This window comes from Trichocoleus sp. Lan (assembly GCF_039961855.1).
Taxonomy (GTDB): domain Bacteria; phylum Cyanobacteriota; class Cyanobacteriia; order Cyanobacteriales; family FACHB-T130; genus FACHB-T130.
In genome coordinates this window covers 128,497-145,386 of the sequence record NZ_JAMPKA010000004.1, presented here as the reverse complement: position 1 = coordinate 145,386, position 16,890 = coordinate 128,497, and the positions used below count along the sequence as shown (strand labels likewise).

Annotated in this window: 16 protein-coding genes; 11 read left to right on the top strand and 5 right to left on the bottom strand. The window is 47.1% G+C overall.

Annotation, left to right across the window (positions count from 1 at the left end):
• Positions 1 to 50 precede the first annotated feature (50 nt).
• Positions 51 to 1,922, bottom strand: a complete 1,872-nt coding sequence (locus NDA03_RS05085) for an NAD(P)H-quinone oxidoreductase subunit F (RefSeq protein ID WP_348237549.1) — start codon at positions 1,920 to 1,922, stop codon at positions 51 to 53.
• Positions 1,923 to 2,595: 673 nt separating this feature from the next.
• Between NDA03_RS05085 and NDA03_RS05080 the strand changes: the two genes are divergently transcribed.
• The 8 genes from NDA03_RS05080 (at position 2,596) to NDA03_RS05045 (ending at position 10,574) form a co-directional block, all read left to right on the top strand.
• Positions 2,596 to 2,904, top strand: a complete 309-nt coding sequence (locus NDA03_RS05080) for a carbon dioxide-concentrating mechanism protein CcmK (protein WP_190412141.1) — start codon at positions 2,596 to 2,598, stop codon at positions 2,902 to 2,904.
• A gap of 132 nt (positions 2,905 to 3,036) precedes the next feature.
• Positions 3,037 to 3,378, top strand: coding sequence for a BMC domain-containing protein (locus tag NDA03_RS05075; protein ID WP_190412142.1), 342 nt, complete (start codon positions 3,037 to 3,039; stop codon positions 3,376 to 3,378).
• Positions 3,379 to 3,479: 101 nt separating this feature from the next.
• Complete coding sequence (locus tag NDA03_RS05070; protein ID WP_190412143.1) at positions 3,480 to 3,782, top strand: EutN/CcmL family microcompartment protein; 303 nt, start codon at positions 3,480 to 3,482, stop codon at positions 3,780 to 3,782.
• A gap of 31 nt (positions 3,783 to 3,813) precedes the next feature.
• A complete protein-coding gene (locus NDA03_RS05065) occupies positions 3,814 to 5,841 on the top strand; it encodes a ribulose bisphosphate carboxylase small subunit (protein WP_348237460.1) in 2,028 nt (675 codons plus the stop codon).
• Positions 5,842 to 5,870: 29 nt separating this feature from the next.
• Positions 5,871 to 6,653 (top strand): transferase, encoded by a 783-nt coding sequence (locus tag NDA03_RS05060; RefSeq protein ID WP_348237459.1) that lies wholly within the window; start codon positions 5,871 to 5,873, stop codon positions 6,651 to 6,653.
• Positions 6,654 to 6,755: 102 nt separating this feature from the next.
• Positions 6,756 to 7,520: a BMC domain-containing protein gene (locus NDA03_RS05055; protein ID WP_347275941.1), complete on the top strand. Its 765-nt coding sequence runs from the start codon at positions 6,756 to 6,758 to the stop codon at positions 7,518 to 7,520.
• Between the two features lie 296 nt (positions 7,521 to 7,816).
• Positions 7,817 to 8,740 (top strand): LysR family transcriptional regulator, encoded by a 924-nt coding sequence (locus tag NDA03_RS05050; protein WP_190412145.1) that lies wholly within the window; start codon positions 7,817 to 7,819, stop codon positions 8,738 to 8,740.
• Positions 8,741 to 8,891: 151 nt separating this feature from the next.
• Entirely contained in the window at positions 8,892 to 10,574 is a 1,683-nt protein-coding gene (locus NDA03_RS05045; protein WP_348237458.1) for a leucine-rich repeat domain-containing protein, read from the top strand.
• A gap of 91 nt (positions 10,575 to 10,665) precedes the next feature.
• Here NDA03_RS05045 and NDA03_RS05040 read toward each other — a convergent pair whose 3' ends face one another.
• Both NDA03_RS05040 and NDA03_RS05035 read right to left on the bottom strand, forming a co-directional pair.
• Entirely contained in the window at positions 10,666 to 12,198 is a 1,533-nt protein-coding gene (locus tag NDA03_RS05040; protein WP_190678133.1) for a mercuric reductase, read from the bottom strand.
• Entirely contained in the window at positions 12,198 to 12,941 is a 744-nt protein-coding gene (locus NDA03_RS05035) for a TVP38/TMEM64 family protein (protein WP_190678129.1), read from the bottom strand. Before NDA03_RS05035 ends, NDA03_RS05040 begins: the two co-directional genes overlap by 1 nt.
• Positions 12,942 to 13,395: 454 nt before the next feature.
• Here NDA03_RS05035 and NDA03_RS05030 point away from each other — a divergent pair, with 454 nt between their 5' ends.
• Positions 13,396 to 13,617: a hypothetical protein gene (locus NDA03_RS05030; protein WP_190412149.1), complete on the top strand. Its 222-nt coding sequence runs from the start codon at positions 13,396 to 13,398 to the stop codon at positions 13,615 to 13,617.
• Positions 13,618 to 13,738: 121 nt separating this feature from the next.
• Positions 13,739 to 14,440 carry a methyltransferase gene (locus NDA03_RS05025; RefSeq protein WP_348237457.1) on the top strand — a complete coding sequence of 234 codons (702 nt, stop codon included), beginning with the start codon at positions 13,739 to 13,741 and terminating at the stop codon, positions 14,438 to 14,440.
• Positions 14,441 to 14,490: 50 nt separating this feature from the next.
• Here NDA03_RS05025 and NDA03_RS05020 read toward each other — a convergent pair whose 3' ends face one another.
• Positions 14,491 to 14,991 (bottom strand): ureidoglycolate lyase, encoded by a 501-nt coding sequence (locus tag NDA03_RS05020; protein ID WP_348237456.1) that lies wholly within the window; start codon positions 14,989 to 14,991, stop codon positions 14,491 to 14,493.
• A 200-nt stretch (positions 14,992 to 15,191) separates the two neighbouring features.
• Entirely contained in the window at positions 15,192 to 15,614 is a 423-nt protein-coding gene (locus tag NDA03_RS05015; protein WP_190412286.1) for a DoxX family protein, read from the bottom strand.
• 186 nt (positions 15,615 to 15,800) lie between these two features.
• Between NDA03_RS05015 and NDA03_RS05010 the strand changes: the two genes are divergently transcribed.
• A complete protein-coding gene (locus tag NDA03_RS05010; protein WP_348237455.1) occupies positions 15,801 to 16,865 on the top strand; it encodes a BMP family protein in 1,065 nt (354 codons plus the stop codon).
• Positions 16,866 to 16,890: the final 25 nt, after the last annotated feature.

Here is a 16,890-nt window from a genome sequence, read left to right as displayed (position 1 = left end):
GTCGTAAGGGTAAGAGGGAATGGATTGGGGATTCCATTACCCATTCCCTCTTACCAATTACCTAAGGACAACTCGGAACTCAAAACACTTAAAATGGGCCAGAGTATGAGAATGCTTAAAACGCTTAATCCTACGAGGATGGTGAGTAAATAAAACTGGGACTGACCTGTAGCGTTGTACTTTAAGCTTTGCCCGCTGAAAATTGTGGCAACGCCAACCAAGTTAACGAATCCATCTACTACATAGCGATCGATCCAAGCATTTAACCGCGAAAGTCGGTCAACTGCAAAAACCACACTCACGCGGTAAAGTCGGTCAATATAAAAGTCGTAGGCGAACAAGTCTTGCAGAAATCTGAAGGGAATCCGAACGGATCTAGACCAAGTTCTGGGTAGATAAATCACGCTTCCTAGAACTGTGCCAATTAAGCCGGAAAGCACCAGTAGCAGCAACGCTTGTTGGTTGAGATATTCCCAATCAGGCAGCAGTGACAAGCGCTGCATCATCACAGGGACGAGCAGTGTGACTACGATCAAAGACACCATCGGCACAGCCATCGGCCAAGGAACCTCTGGTGCCCTGCGAGTTTTTGCCTGGGGTTCGCCCAAGAAAACCAGACGAAACACGCGAGTTAAATTTACGGCAGTCAGGCAGTTAACTAAGAGCAAGACTGCTACCAGCCACGGTTGGTTTGTGAAAAAGTCATCAATCCCCAGGCGCAGCGCCCAAAAGCCTCCCAATGGTAAGAGTCCGACTAATCCAGCGCTGCCGACCAAAAAGGCAGTGGTGGTCGCTGGCATCCGCGACCAGAGACCGCCCATTTCGGTAAGGTTTTGGTTGTTGGTGGTGATGATGATGGAACCGATACTCATGAACAATAACGCTTTGGCGATCGCGTGGGCAAACAGCAACATCAGGGCAAAACCCGTCCATTGCAACCCGACGGCGATAAACACCAAACCCAAGTAAGCGCTGGTGGAATGGGATAAAGCTCGTTTAATATCAATTTGCGCGATCGCCACCAACGAAGCACCAATCGCCGTCATTGTGCCAATCGCCACCAAGGTCGCCGAAGCCACCGGGGAAAGGATTAAGATTGGCTGGAGTTTAATCAGCACATAAGCACCACAAGCCACCACGACCGAGTTTCGCAAGATTGAAGCCGGGTTAGGCCCTTCCATCGCCTCATCTAGCCAAAGATGCAGCGGGAATTGGGCACATTTTCCCACCGGCCCAGCAATCAATGCCAATCCTAATAACGTGGATGTTAATGGCGATAAGGTAGCCGTTTCCGCCCACTCATATAAATCGGGAAAATCCAAGGTTCCTGCTACAGTCGATAGCGCTACCACCCCCATCAATAGCAAGATGTCTCCCACCCGCTTGGTTAGGAAGGCATCTCGCGCGGCTGTCACCACTAGCGGCTGAGCATACCAGAACCCTACCAGTAAATAGGTGGAAAGGGTCAGCACTTCCAACAAGGCATAGGTGAGAAACAAAGAGTCGCTAATGGCTAAGCCACTCATCGCCCCTTCAAAAAATCCCATCAAGGCAAAGAAGCGAGCTAATGCCCAGTCTTTCTCCATATACCCCAAGGCAAACAGTTGCGCCAGGAGGCTTAAGCCCGTCACTAGCTCCATTGCCCCAACACTTACGGCTGAGATATCCAAAGCAACGGTCAGATCTAAATCTGCCACCTGTAGCCAATGGAATACAAGCTTTATCGGCTCTTGGTTCCAGGTACTTCTGAAGACAATCGTGCCGTGTACAAACGCCAAGATAGTCATCAACAGGTTAAAGTAAGCTGCTGGGCGTGGGCCTGTCCGACGAATAAATCCAGTTGACCACGGCAGGGTAAGAACTGCCCCCAGTAATCCATAGAAAGGCACCCACCAACTTGTCTGGGTGAGAAACTCTGTCATATTAGGAAAGCCCTTGCTATTTTCTTCATCAATCGACTTGCTCACCAAGAGGCACTCGGAAGTAGTTCCCAGGCAAACTATGGCGATCTTGTAAACGTCAGATTAATAGGTTTATTTTTTTTTCAGTATGACGTTTTTTTGCTGTAAATTAACACTTGAGAACTCCAAAAATTATTTATACTCATCTTGAACTCTCCTCATAGCTATTAAAAACATCGGTATGTTTACCTACTATACCTATGTTTATAAAGCAAATTTGAAAAATTTATACCTTGAAAAGCTTTAGCTTATTAGTGTCTAATTTTGACACGGACTAAGCCCTAGGAAAGTCTTCATTTTTTTTTGAAAATCCCCCCCAGTGCGGTTTACAGGAGATAATCCTGTAGACTATTCAAAAGTAATAAAGAAATTATAAAACATAAGGAAGCATTCCAGAAACGGATAAGCTTTTATTGAACAGAAACGCCATTTTGACGACCGTTAAGTTTTCTTAAACTCTTTAATATAAAAATATCATAATAGTTTATATTGTCAAGTAAGCCTCGCTTCTCTATGCTTAATGATGCGAGGCTAAGCGATAGTTCTTGAGATGAAAGAATGGGTGTCCTCGTCCAAATTTTACAAGAAGTACAAATTAAGGCGAGTGTAGGTCCCACTAGGTAGGAGATAATAAATGCCAATTGCGGTTGGAATGATTGAGACCAAGGGCTTTCCAGCGATTGTAGAAGCTGCGGATGCGATGGTTAAAGCGGCTCGAGTTACACTGGTAGGCTATGAAAAAATTGGCAGTGCCCGGGTAACGGTAATTGTTCGGGGGGATGTGTCTGAGGTGCAGGCGTCAGTATCCGCCGGAGTGGATGCAGCCAAGCGCGTGAATGGCGGAGAAGTTCTGTCCACTCACATCATTGCGCGTCCTCATGAGAACCTGGAGTATGTGCTACCGATTCGATACACGGAAGTTGTCGAACAGTTCCGGACGTAAGGAGGGTGAAGACGCCAGCAGCGCTCCGGTGGCGGTGTTCCCTTATATATTTTTAGGTCGCGTCTCAACTCGAAACCCCGAAAAGTCCAAATTTTCAAGTCAAAACACTTAAATTAAGCGAAGGAAGAACTGATGGCAATTGCAGTTGGAATGATTGAAACACTAGGCTTTCCTGCCGTTGTGGAAGCTGCGGATGCGATGGTAAAAGCTGCCCGCGTCACGCTAGTGGGTTATGAAAAAATTGGCAGCGGTCGCGTCACCGTGATCGTTCGGGGAGATGTCTCGGAAGTACAGGCTTCTGTATCGGCGGGCGTTGATTCCGTGAAGCGAGTGAATGGCGGTCAAGTACTGTCCACTCACATTATTGCGCGTCCCCACGAGAACCTGGAGTACGTTCTGCCCATTCGTTACACGGAAGCTGTTGAACAATTCCGGGAAAGTGTTAGTGGCATTCGTCCTTTCAATAGGCCGTAAGATTAGGTCATGGGTAAGGGGTAATGGGTCATCGGTAATGGGAAAAGACCTTTTTCCCAATTACCAATTACCTTGTTTCCTTTTTTCCCCAATTACCGATCATGCAAATTGCCAAAGTTCGTGGCACGGTTGTTAGCACCCATAAAGAGCCTGGCCTTCGAGGCGTCAAGCTATTGCTGTTGCAATTTATTGATGAAGAGGGGCAGATCCTACCCCAATACGAGGTAGCTGGCGATCAGGTAGGCGCTGGTATAGATGAGTGGGTTCTGGTTAGCCGTGGGAGTGCTGCCCGGATTGTAGATGGCAGCGAAAAGCGTCCTCTCGATGCGATGGTGGTGGCGATTATTGACACGGTCAGTGTAGACAATCGCCTCCTGTACAGCAAGAAAGAACAATATCGTTAGTTACTTTGTTCAGTTAGTGAGGTTTAGAGATATGGCAGCCCGCAGCTTTGCGGCTCCCCCGACCCCTTGGTCAAAAAGTTTGGCGGAACCGAAGATTGACGCAAGCGCTTACGTGCATTCTTTTTCCAACATTATTGGAGATGTGCGGATTGGCCCTCAGGTGTTAATTGCACCGGGAACTTCGATCCGAGCCGATGAAGGAGCGCCATTCTACATCGGCGAAGGCACGAATATCCAAGATGGTGTCGTGGTTCACGGTTTGGAACAAGGTCGAGTCGTTGGGGATGACAATCAGGAATACTCGGTGTGGGTCGGGAAGAATGCTTCCTTAACCCATATGTCTTTGATTCACGGCCCCGCTTATGTCGGGGATAATTGCTTTATTGGCTTCCGCTCTACGGTATTTAACGCTAGGGTGGGCAAAGGCTGCATTGTGATGATGCACGCCTTGATTCAGGATGTAGAGATTCCTCCAGGAAAGTATGTCCCTTCGGGAGCGGTGATTACCAATCAGCAGCAAGCTGACCGCCTATCGGATGTGCAAGCACAAGATACCGACTTTAGCCGTCATGTCGTTGGGATTAATGAGGCACTAAGAGCTGGCTATCTGTGTGCTGGAGATACTGCGTGTATTACACCTATTCGGGATGAGATGAGTCAACCCAACCAAGGTGGGCGCGATCGCCGTGCTGCTACATCAGTCTCGACGAGTGCCTCTTTTAGCGGCGACTTGGCACAACAAGTGCAAAGCCTGCTGAATCAAGGCTACAAGATTAGTACCGAATATGCGAACGAACGCCGCTTCCGCACCAGTTCCTGGACGAGTGGGAAAGCAATCGAAGCTCGGTCAGCGTCAGAAGCGATCGCAGCGTTAGAAGCAATCGTAGCCGAACACCCAGGTGAATACGTGCGCTTGATTGGCATTGACTCCAAAGCCAAGCGACGGGTGCTAGAGCAAATTATCCAACGTCCCGACGGGCAGGCACCCACACAAGCCAAAGCAACTAAAACTGCTAACACTAAATCTAATAACGGTAGCACCCAATCACCGGCTAACACACCTAGCTTCCAGGGTGGGGACTTGGCACAACAAGTGCAAAGCTTGCTGAATCAAGGCTACAAGATTAGTACCGAATATGCGAACGAACGCCGCTTCCGCACCAGTTCTTGGACGAGTGGAAAACCAATCGAAGCTCGGTCGGCATCAGAAGCGATCGCAGCGTTAGAAGCGATCGTAGCCGAACACCCAGGTGAATACGTGCGCTTGATTGGCATCGATTCCAAAGCCAAGCGACGGGTGCTAGAGCAAATTATCCAACGTCCCGACGGGCAGGCACCCACACAAGCCAAAGCAACTAAAACTGCTAACACTAAATCTAATAACGGTAGCGCCCAATCACCGGCTAACACCGCTAGCGCACAGCTCGGCGGCGACTTGGCACAACAAGTGCAAAGCCTGCTGAATCAAGGCTACAAGATTAGTACCGAATATGCGAACGAACGCCGCTTCCGCACCAGTTCCTGGACGAGTGGGAAAGCAATCGAAGCTCGGTCAGCGTCAGAAGCGATCGCAGCGTTAGAAGCGATCGTAGCCGAACACCCAGGTGAATACGTGCGCTTGATTGGCATTGACTCCAAAGCCAAGCGACGGGTGCTAGAGCAAATTATCCAACGTCCCGACGGCGCACCCACGCCCAAGAGTGCTAAAACTGCCCCAGCCAATAGTTCAACAGCTAAGAGTTCAACAGCCAGCGCTCCGCAGATTGAAAACAGTTCTCTGTTAAATTCAGAAGCGATTGAGCAGGTGCGAAATATATTGGCTCAAGGCTACAAGATTGGCACGGAACACGCCGATGAGCGCCGCTTCCGCACCAGTTCTTGGCACACTTGCTCTCCGATTGAAACAAATCGGGAAGTAGAAGCGATCGCTGCTTTGGAAGCTTGCATGGCTAGCCACGCCGGAGAGTACGTACGCTTCTTTGGAATTGACCCCAAAGCCAAGCGTCGCGTCAACAAACCGTTGCTGATTCAACAGCCAGCGAAGAGCGGTAGCCGCTAGAACAAGGATGAAGAATGTAAGGATGAAGAATGAAAAATTTCATTCTTCATCCTTTAGCAGGGATGAAGGGTAAAAAAGAAAAATTCAATTCTTGTTCCTTCAGCCAAAAGTTATTTCGCCACTCCTTACTTTCTAGCCCCATGCACTTGCCGCTACTGCCGCCACTTGGCAACTCTCAAGTTTATGTGAAAGGGGATGTAAGCATTGAAGACGGTGCTGCGATCGCTCCGGGAGCGATCCTGCAAGCAGCTCCAGACAGTAAAATTATCATTGCTGCGGGTGTCTGCATCGGCATGGGAACTATTCTTCATGCCTACGAAGGCACCATAGAAGTGGAAACAGGGGCAGTATTGGGAGCTGGCGTCCTTGTCGTCGGCAAAAGCAAGATTGGTGCGAATGCCTGCATCGGTTCCACGACGACGGTTTTTAACAGTAACGTGGAGTCTTGGCAAGTCGTGCCACCGGGTTCTCTGTTCGGAGATAACACTCGTCAAATTGCCGATACTCCAACTGCTGACACCCCAACTGCCGACACCCCAACTGCCGCTTCCAGCGAGGCTGTTTTAGATCCGCAAGTCAACCAAGAGGACGTCCCCGCAGCATCCACTGGCGAGGAAACTCAAAATGGGCAAGCGATCGCTTCTACTCTCTCCACATCCAGCAGCGAAGACACCCCGAACGAGCTAACGCCGTCATCTCCAACCGCTGGGACTCCAGTCTATGGACAAGCGAACCTCAATCGGCTGCTGACGACTTTGTTTCCTCACTATAAATCCGCCAACCACCCCCCCAAAGACACTCAAAGTTCATAGTTTTGACTTTTGGCAGTTATCAGCACTAGCAATTATCAACTAATCTGTGACTGTGGGCATACTAAAGTTAGGCGCAAGAATAGTTTCTCTGGGAGGTCATCGGTGGAGGTACAACAGCCAGGACTGGCTCGATTTGAGCGGCAAAGTCAATCCAAAAGCTTTAAAGACACTGCTTTGGGCATGGTTTCGACTCAGAGTTTCCCTGCCATCATCGGCTGTGCCGATATGATGCTGAAGTCCGCTGGGGTAACGCTCATCGGGTTTGAGAAAATTGGTAGTGGTTACTGTACCGCGATTGTCCGAGGTGGCATTGCCGATGTCCGTTTAGCCGTCGAAGCGGGTGCCCAGACTGCCGAACAGTTTGGTCAGTATATTTCCTCTTCGGTGATTCCTCGCCCCCTGCCAAATTTGGAAGTCATTTTTCCGCTTGGGAAACACTTATCCCAACTTACCGATAACAACGGTTACAGCCGTCTCAGCAATCAAGCGGTTGGTTTATTGGAAACGCGGGGCTTTCCGGCGATGGTTGGAGCTTGTGACGCCATGCTCAAAGCAGCAGAAGTGTATCTGTCTTCCTACGAAACGATTGGCGGTGGTTTATGTACCGCGATTATTCGGGGTTCCGTGGCAGATGTCGCCGTGGCTGTCGAAGCGGGGATGCAAGAAGCCGAGAGGATTGGGGAATTTAATTCTTTAATGGTGATTCCTCGACCGTTGGACGACCTGGAGCAATGCCTGCCTGCGGCGGCTTGTTGGATAGAGGAGAAACCCCAACCCCTGAAATTGCCAGTCGCTATCAAGGAACAGGAAAAACAGCTGGTGGAATTGCCAGATTTAGCCAAGTTACCAATTCAGGTTCAAGAATAATTTAAATCTTAGATTGTGAATGTAGCACTCAGTAGAGAGGCTGAAAATTTCAGCCATAGGGAAAGCGTTGCACATTTATGACTCTGATGTTTGGGGGAAATCAGCCTGCAAAACACAGGATGAAAATGAATGATAACTTCCCAAACCAAGCATCAAGTAAATGTACAACGCCTTTAGGAAGGAAGACTGTTACTTTGTTCAGTGATTCAATCATAACCTTGAATCTTCATGGATAAAAGGTATTATTTGCGATAGGTACAATAGAGTTTTATCTATAACTGGCAGGAGAAGGGCGTTTGAAGCAGGCAACGCTACACCAGTTGAAGGTTTTTGAGGTGGTTGCTCGCCACGGGAGCTTTACCCGTGCGGCAGAAGAACTATTTCTCACCCAGCCTACTGTCTCTATGCAGGTGAAGCAACTCACCAAGGCTGTTGGGACACCGCTGTTTGAGCAGGTGGGCAAGCGCCTTTATCTTACAGACGCCGGACGCGAACTGATGGTAACGTGCCGGGAAGTCTTCGAGCGATTAGCTCAATTTGAGATGACTCTGGCTGAAATGAAAGGGCTGAAACAGGGAAATTTGCGGCTGAGTGTGATTACAACCACGAAGTATTTTATCCCGCGTTTATTAGGGCCATTTTGCCAGCGTTATCCGGGAATTGATATCGCCCTCCAGGTGACGAATCACGAGCGGATTCTGAGCCGTATGAGCGAGAATCTAGACGATTTGTATATTCTGAGCCAAATACCAGATCATCTGGATATCCGCTGCCACCCGTTTCTAGAAAACCCGTTGGTGGTGTTGGCACCTATCAATCATCCACTGGCTCAGCAAAAAAATATCCCTCTCTCTAGTCTGACGGGTGAGCCGTTTATTATGCGCGAGGCAGGATCGGGGACGCGCTCATCGGTGCAAAATTTATTCGAGCGGCATGAGGTTGCGGTGAAAGTCCGGTTGGAGTTGGGGAGTAATGAAGCGATCAAGCAAGCGATCGCAGGTGGCTTAGGGATCTCTGTCTTATCTCGCCACACCCTAGGGCTGGATGGTGTCAGCAGCGAACTCACTATCCTCGATGTGGAGGGCTTTCCCATCAGCCGTCATTGGTATATCGCTTATCCGGCTGGCAAACAACTCTCCGTTGTCGCTCGCACGTTTTTTGATTATCTCTTGGAAGAAGCGAAGCGAATTGCGGGTGAGACACCGGCAAGTAGTAATTAGATTTTTCTGGGAAGCATTTGCCGTGGAGACTTAGCTGGAATTAAGCCGGGGATAGGTGTATAGAGACACGAAATGCTGAAGTAATGGCGCAGCTTCAGTTGTAGGCGACCCAGTTGAGCCTACCCAACTTGCTCAGGTAAAGGATGAAACTATGTCGCAGATGGAAGAAGTTCGACAGCTAATTCTAAATTCCCTAGATGAAACAGAACTCTATCTGAGTGACAGCCAGCTCGCGTCCCTGCCAGCAGAGATTGGGCAACTGCATTCCTTAACAGAACTCTCTGTGAGCGGCAGCCAGCTCGCATCCCTGCCACCAGAGATCGGACAACTGCATTCCTTGACATATCTCCAACTGGACTACAACCAGCTCGCATCCCTGCCACCAGAGATCGGACAACTGCATTCCTTGATAGAACTCTATCTGGACTACAACCAGCTCGCGTCCCTGCCACCAGAGATCGGACAACTGCACTCCTTGACAGAACTCTATCTGGACAGAAACCAGCTCGCATCCCTGCCAGCAGAAATTGGGCAACTGCATTCCTTGACATATCTCGATTTGAAGTACAACCAGCTCACATCCCTACCAGCAGAAATTGGGCAACTGCATTCCTTGATATATCTCGAGTTGAAGTACAACCAGCTCACATCCCTGCCAGCAGAAATTGGGCAATTGCATTCTTTGACAAAACTCAATCTGAGTGGCAACCAGCTCACATCCCTGCCAGCAGAAATTTGGCAACTGCATTCCTTGACAGAACTCTATCTGAGCTATAACCAACTCACATCCCTGCCAGCAGAAATTTGGCAATTGCATTCTTTGACAGAACTCTATCTGAGAAGAAACCAGCTTGCATCCCTACCGGCAGAGATTGGGCAATTGCATTCTTTGACAGAACTCTATCTGGACAGAAACCAACTTGCATCCCTGCCAGCAGAAATTGGGCAATTGCATTCCTTGACCTCTCTTGACCTGAGCGGCAACCAGTTCGCATCCCTGCCAGCAGAAATTGGGCAACTGCATTCTTTGACAAGACTCAATCTCGAAGGCAACCAGCTCGCATCCCTGCCAGCAGAAATTGGGCAATTGCATTCCTTGACCTCTCTTGACCTGAGCGGCAACCAGCTCGCATCCCTGCCAGCAGAAATTGGGCAACTGCATTCCTTAACAGAACTCAGGCTGTGGAGAAACCAGCTCGCATCCCTGCCAGCAGAAATTGGGCAACTGCATTCTTTGACAAGACTCGATCTCGAAGGCAACCAGCTCGCATCCCTGCCAGCAGAAATTGTGCAACTGCATTCCTTGACCTCTCTTAACCTGAGCGGCAACCAGTTCGCATCCCTGCCAGCAGAAATTGGGCAACTGCATTCTTTGACAAGACTCTCTATGAGCTTCAACCAGTTCGCATCCCTGCCACTAGAAATTGTGCAACTGCATTCCTTGACAGATCTCTGGCTGAGTGGCAATTCCCTTCAAGATTTATCGCTGTTAGCCAACCATCCCAATCCAGAACTGACGGTTTATTGTTTTGATGTTGAGCTTCCTCGCCGCTACTGGACGCACCTGAACCAGTGGCAAGCCGAATGGCTGCTGACTGAACCCAATGCGGAAGTCCGGCGAGTGTTGATTCAGCAGATTGGCTGCGATCGCATTTGTAAGGAGTTGGCGGCGCAAGCGATGGATACCTGGCGCGAATACACCCTACTCAAAATTGATGCAAACGTTGATGTGGAACCCATCCATCTGCTGAAAATGACCTGTCCCAGTACGAACCACCTTCACGTCCTGCGCGTTCCACCCACCCTCACCTCTGCTAGAGAGGCGATTCGCTAGGTAAACTGGGACGTTGACCCAGAAGCGTTTGCCGTCGAAACCTAAATCGACTCTTACATGGGAAATATGCACTTGAACGTGAAATTAACAGCTATCTCGTCCAAGCCAACCAATTAGAAAACAACTTCTTCACAAACGGCGTTAGACGAGTGCGGTTATAAGCATCTGCTGCCTTGCGAATCGCTTCGGCTTGCGTGGGATAGGGGTGAATAACCGTAGCAAGCGTTTTCAAGCCAACATTTCCTACCATCGCTAAGGTGACTTCGCTAATCATGTCACCTGCGTGTCTCGCCACAATGGTTGCACCTAAAATTTTATCGGTGCCTTTCTTGACGTGAATTTTGGCAAATCCTTCTTCTTCGCCGTCTGCAACTGCTCGATCCACCTCACTCAATGGAATGAAGTAAGTATCCACCTCCATTCCTTTTTCCAACGCATCTTTCTCGTACATCCCCACATGGGCAATTTCTGGAGCAGTGTAGGTACACCAAGGCATTGTCAGCGTACTAAGTTTTTTGCGCCCAAAAAACAAACTATTCTGAATCACAATCCGGGCAGCAGCATCAGCAGCATGGGTGAATCTCCATTCCATACAGATATCACCAGCAGCATAAATGCGAGGGTTTGTTGTCTGAAGCTTGTCATTGACAATTACCCCTTTTTTGGTGTCATATTGTACGCCTACCGTCTCAAGATTTAAGCCTTCAACATTAGGCGCTCTCCCAACTCCAGTCAGGATTTCATCAACTGTTACTGAAGCTTCTTTTCCATTCGCTTCGTAATAAATAACTTTTCCAGCGCTGCTTGTTTCAACTCGCTTAATTTTGGACTGCAATATTAACTTAATCCCCTCCTGAATAAACGCCTGTTGCACAATTTCGACTGCATCAGCATCCTCTTTGTCAAGAATATGGGCATTTTTATGTAACAGCACCACTTCTGAACCAAGCCGCTGGAACGCCTGAGCCAGTTCGCAGCCGATAGGACCACCGCCAATTACTGCTAGTCGTTTTGGTCGTTCTGTGAGGGAAAATACGGTTTCGTAAGTGAGATAACCTGCCTCTTGTAACCCTTCAATCGGGAGATTAGCTGCACGCGCACCTGTAGCAATAACTGCTTTTTTAAAACGTAATTTCTTTCCCGCGACTTCGATAGTGTCAGAACTAGAAAACCGAGCATCTCCCAAAAATACATCGATACCCAACTTTTGAAATCTTTCCGCAGAATCGTGATGACTAATCCCGGCACGAATTCGCCGCAGCCGCTCCATTACGGCAGAAAAATCAACTTCTGTCCCTTCAGGAACGCGAACACCAAATCGCTCTGCATCCCGAATATCTGCAACAACACGAGAAGAGCGAATCATGCATTTCGAGGGAACGCAACCCACATTGAGGCAATCCCCACCCATCAAATGCCTTTCAATTAACGCGACTTTAGCGCCTAAACCGGCTGCACCTGCGGCTGTCACCAGTCCCGCAGTACCCGCTCCAATTACAACCAAATTGTAACGAGGTGCAGGTTCGGGATTCACCCAATCAGGCGGATGTACGTGAGCCACCAAAGTTTGGTTATAGACATCCATTGGTGACACAGTAACCCGTTCAACTCCTAGCTGTGGCATTATAATTCCTCCTGATTAACGCTTTCTTCTAATGCTTTTCGAGCGATGCGCGTAACATAAATCGTCACAGCAACAGTGGCAATAAATCCAACGATGCGAACTACCCATTGGACTGTTTCAGTTTCGGGATTTTTGGGCTGTACTGCTCCAATTGTGGCAATACTACCAGCTAAAGAACCGATATAAACATACATAATCGTTCCTGGAATCATGCCAATAGAAGCTAAAAAATAATCTTTCAGGGAAACTTGGGTGATTCCAAAAGAGTAGTTTAAAAGGTTGAAGGGAAAGATAGGTGAAAGCCGAGTTAAAAGAACAATTTTGAATCCTTCCTTGGCAACAGCTTGGTCAATGACTTTAAACTTAGGATTGTTTTCTATTTGCTTGGAAACCCACCCACGAGCCAAATAACGCCCCACTAAGAATGCAGCAGCGGCTCCGAAAGTGGCTCCGATGAAGACGTAAATTGAACCTAAAATTACACCAAAAACCACACCCGCTCCCAAGGTGAGGATGGAGCCAGGAATGAACAGTACCGTGGCTAGGATGTAGATAACCATAAAAGTCACGGGTGCCCAAAATCCCAAGCTGTCAATCCACTCTAAAGCGCTTTTCAACTGTTCCTGGACATTAAAATATTTAGCTGCAAAGATGAGAGCAGCGATAAGAGCAGCAACTAGAAAAAACCCAAAAATCCGTTTTATCTTTGAACTGGAGGGGCTTTGTACTGATTCATTCTCCATAACCTACCTCACTAACACAGATATGGAAGCTGACACTTAAAGATTAAGCTAATTTTTACAATCAAATTTGGCTAACAAATGATTTTTACCTGAGAATTGATAATGATTTTATTAAAAAAATGTTAGATTTTTCTAAAAATAAGCTTAAAGTGTCCCGCAAAAAACTACTTCTTTAGAAAGGTGTGAAAAATAAAAAGTAGAACTAAACAAAAGCTAGAATGGATGAAAGCTGAGATGTGAGAGGAAGTATATGAGACTATAAAATACTAGCTTCACCCAGATGCGATCGCTTGCGTTGGCGATTTAGTTATACCATTTCCATTTTGATGTACTACATGAAGCTCCTCCTAACCACCCAAGAGAATAAACGGAGAACAGATGTGTAGTATCAGCACCTTGAATTGGAATTGACTGTACGTAAAAAATCTAAGATCTTAACCGGAGACCTAAGGACATGGATGAGGAAATCATTAAACAACTGAATATGGAAGTTGAAGCGATGAGCTTCAACGAGTTAAACGAACTTGGCAATAGAGCAGTTAGTTTAGGGCTGATTTTGGGTCACGGTTATCGAAGTAACCAGTACGAAATCCTTCGCAAAAATGAGGTAGTCATGCTACCACCCAAAGAAGCAACCGCTTATCTAAAAAAATTGATTGGAGAAGTTGGGGGCTAAATGCTAATAGGTAATGGGAGTAAAATTGGGGATAGGAAAAGTGCATCTACCATTTACTTCCTAGTAACAGCTATCAATGACCCGAAATTAGCAATTATCAGTTTTTTATAAATTTGCAGACATGACAAATCAGCATGTATTTATTTTCGAGGGAGAACGCGCCGGAAATTATGATAAAGAAATTCTTTTCTGGGTGCCTGGATATGAGCTGATACACGATTTGTTGCAGGCGGTGCTTCAAGTGCGCCTCCCGGAAGAGTCCTCACTGTTAATTTCTGGTTCGGGTTCGGGTAAAGAACTTGAGATTCTGGGTAAGGCAAATTCTTCATGGCGGCTGCTGGGAGTAGATCCGTCTCCGGAGATGATGAATATTGCTAGCGATCGCATCCAGAAAGCGGGACTCCAAGAGCGCGTCAGCCTTCATCAAGGCATTGTGTCTGACTTACCTGAAGATATTTTGTATGACGCCGCCACGTTGATTCTAGTCATGCATTTTTTCCCCGATGACGGAACCAAGCTAGCAATGCTTCGCAGTATCGCTCAACGGCTCAAGCCAGGTGCTACTTTTGTGCTCGTGGATTCATACGGGGAGTCGAATTCGGGTCAAGTTGAACGAAAGTTTGAAATCCTGAAGAATTACGTTCTCAAAAAAGGTATTCCTCCAGAACAGGTACAGCAGAGGCTGGAAAATATTCCTAAAAACATCCACTTGGTGCCGGAAGAGCGGATCGTTGCGCTGCTTGAAGAGGCTGGTTTTGGGATGGTGGAACGCTTTTATAGTGCCTTACTCGTCGGTGGTTGGATTGCGAAACGTGGGGAATAAATAGCGCGTTGTATTAGTTCATTAGATGAAGGATAAAAGGGACAAATTCCCTAATTAGTGACAATCTCAAACTCTAGCTGATGACTTTCCTGAAAGTTATGGGTGAAATGATCGACTACATTTGTATCACTGAGTTCAAGATTGTAGAAATCTACAAATTCCTCATCAAAATATGGTCCAGCGTGCCAAGTTCCAACTTCTAACTTGATAAAGCAATTGCCTGAAATGTGGAAAGCTTTAATATCTTCTAATGTCGGTTGGTCAGTATTATGATTTGGAGGCGCAACCGCAATCAACCAGTCTTTCCCTTCCAGCGAACCTAGACATTGAGTGCATTGGACGTGGCGCGTAATTTGGTGAAACTTGCGACCTTTGTGTTGCAGCCGCATAATGTAAAACCGGGGAACTCCATTTTGCAGGTTTAACTGCGCTTCTTCAGAATCATAAAGTTTGCCGTCAACACTTGCAGAGATGACTTGACCATAACGCCGAAAATTTTCTGGTGTTATCAATTCTGCGTGTAATTGCTGCACTATTTTTGATGTATTCATATCAAACTTGTTTGTATTTTCATCATTTTAATGGTCATTTTCATCCGAAAAAACCTAGGAAAGCAAATTACCCACAAACTGGAAGTTTGGGGCTATACAAACCAATTCCGCCTACGCAGACTTAATTTAGCCTGCGGAGGCAGGCTTTGTTTGTGTAGCTTTGTTTGTGTAGCCGCGATTTCAATTGCCAGGTATTTTGCTTACTCAGTTTTGGGTTTGTATGGAATAATTGAAGCTTGCTTCTCCCCATCACTTGGTCTTGTATACCACCAAGCCCAAGCAATTAAGACTGCTTGGAAGGGAAGTCTTATTGCTTGGAACCAAGGTGAGTTTGGAATAGGATTGAGGTCGATACTATTCACTGCCATATTGATATTTGCAGGGAAAACAAAGATAAAAAGAGTAAGCAATCCCCAAGCAGCCGCATGACTTACGGGAGGGACTAATAATCCAATCCCACCCAGGATTTCAAAAAAGCCGCTGATATAAACCAGTTCCAGAGGGTAAGGAAGTTGCGACGGCACGAGTTTAACAAATGGTGCTGGGATGGCAAAGTGCGCTATGCCGACGCCGATGATACACACACACAGAATCACTCGCAACAGTTCTTTGTTCTTTTTGATGTATTCCATCTCACCCTATACAGACTAACGATTAGAATTTGCTGACAAATTTTGTCGCTTCTTCAGTTTATTCAGTTTGATGTTACTTTGTTTTCAGCCAACAGTTGGAAAAATAGACTGGCGTTAGCATAGCGATCGCATCCCGGAATCGCGCAAAATTAAGACTATCTATCTGAGGGCGATCGCATGATGGAATATAGTCGGCGCAAATTTCTCCTGTATGGTTCAGCTACCTTGGGTACCAGTCTATTGCTGAAGGCTTGCAATAGCAGTCCTACCCCGACAGAAACAGCAGCTAGTGGGGATACTTCTGCTAAAACGGGTAAGGATTTCAAAGTTGCTATCGTTTTGCCAGGGATTATCACAGATAAAGCTTGGAACCAGGCTGGCTATGAAGGCGTGACAACTGCTAAAGAAAAGCTGGGAGTTGAAATTGCTCACGTTGAGAAGGTGGAACAAGCGGATCAGGCAGAAGCTTTGTCAGACTTTGCGCGTCGTGGCTACAACTTAGTGTATGCCCACGGGGGACAATTTGATGCAGCAATTGAGCAGGTAGCAGCGCAATTTCCGAAGACGTTCTTTGTCGGTGTCAATGGTACGGTGAAAGGCGATAACATGGCGTCTTTGCGAATCGATCACTTGCAAACCAGTTATCTGTGCGGCATCATAGGTGCCTTGATGACAAAATCAAATAAAATGGCTTATCTAGCGGCTCAATCTTTTCAAGCAACTGATGAAGAATTGCGGGGATTAGAGTTAGGTGCAAAATCTGTTAAGCCAGATATTAAAATAGCTGCCAGTTACATAGGCGATTGGAATGATGCAGCTAAGGCAAAGGAAGCGACGCAAGCGCTGATTTCTTCTGGCGTTGATGTGGTTTATCAGTGGCTGGATAATGCTTCTCCTGCGGTGCTGCAAACTGCCGCTGAGAAGGGAGCTTTTGCTTTCGGCAATACAACAGATCAGCTGGATGTTGCGCCAAAGGCGGTATTAACCAGTGCGGTGAAGCGAATTGACTTAGCGATCGCATACTTAGCCGATCTTGCTGTGAAAGGCAATCTAAAAGGTGAGATTTATACAATTGGTTTGGAAAATCCTGAGATTCTCTATCTTGGTAAATTTGGGGCAATGGTGCCAAAAAATGTAGAGGAAAAAGCACTTAATACGAAGCAGGCAATATTAGCTAAGAAAGTTACATTTGAGGCGTGTAAAGAGGGAGGAAAAGATACTCGGTGTGTGAAGCAAGCTTAATTCAGTTGATATCTCTTCGCCTATC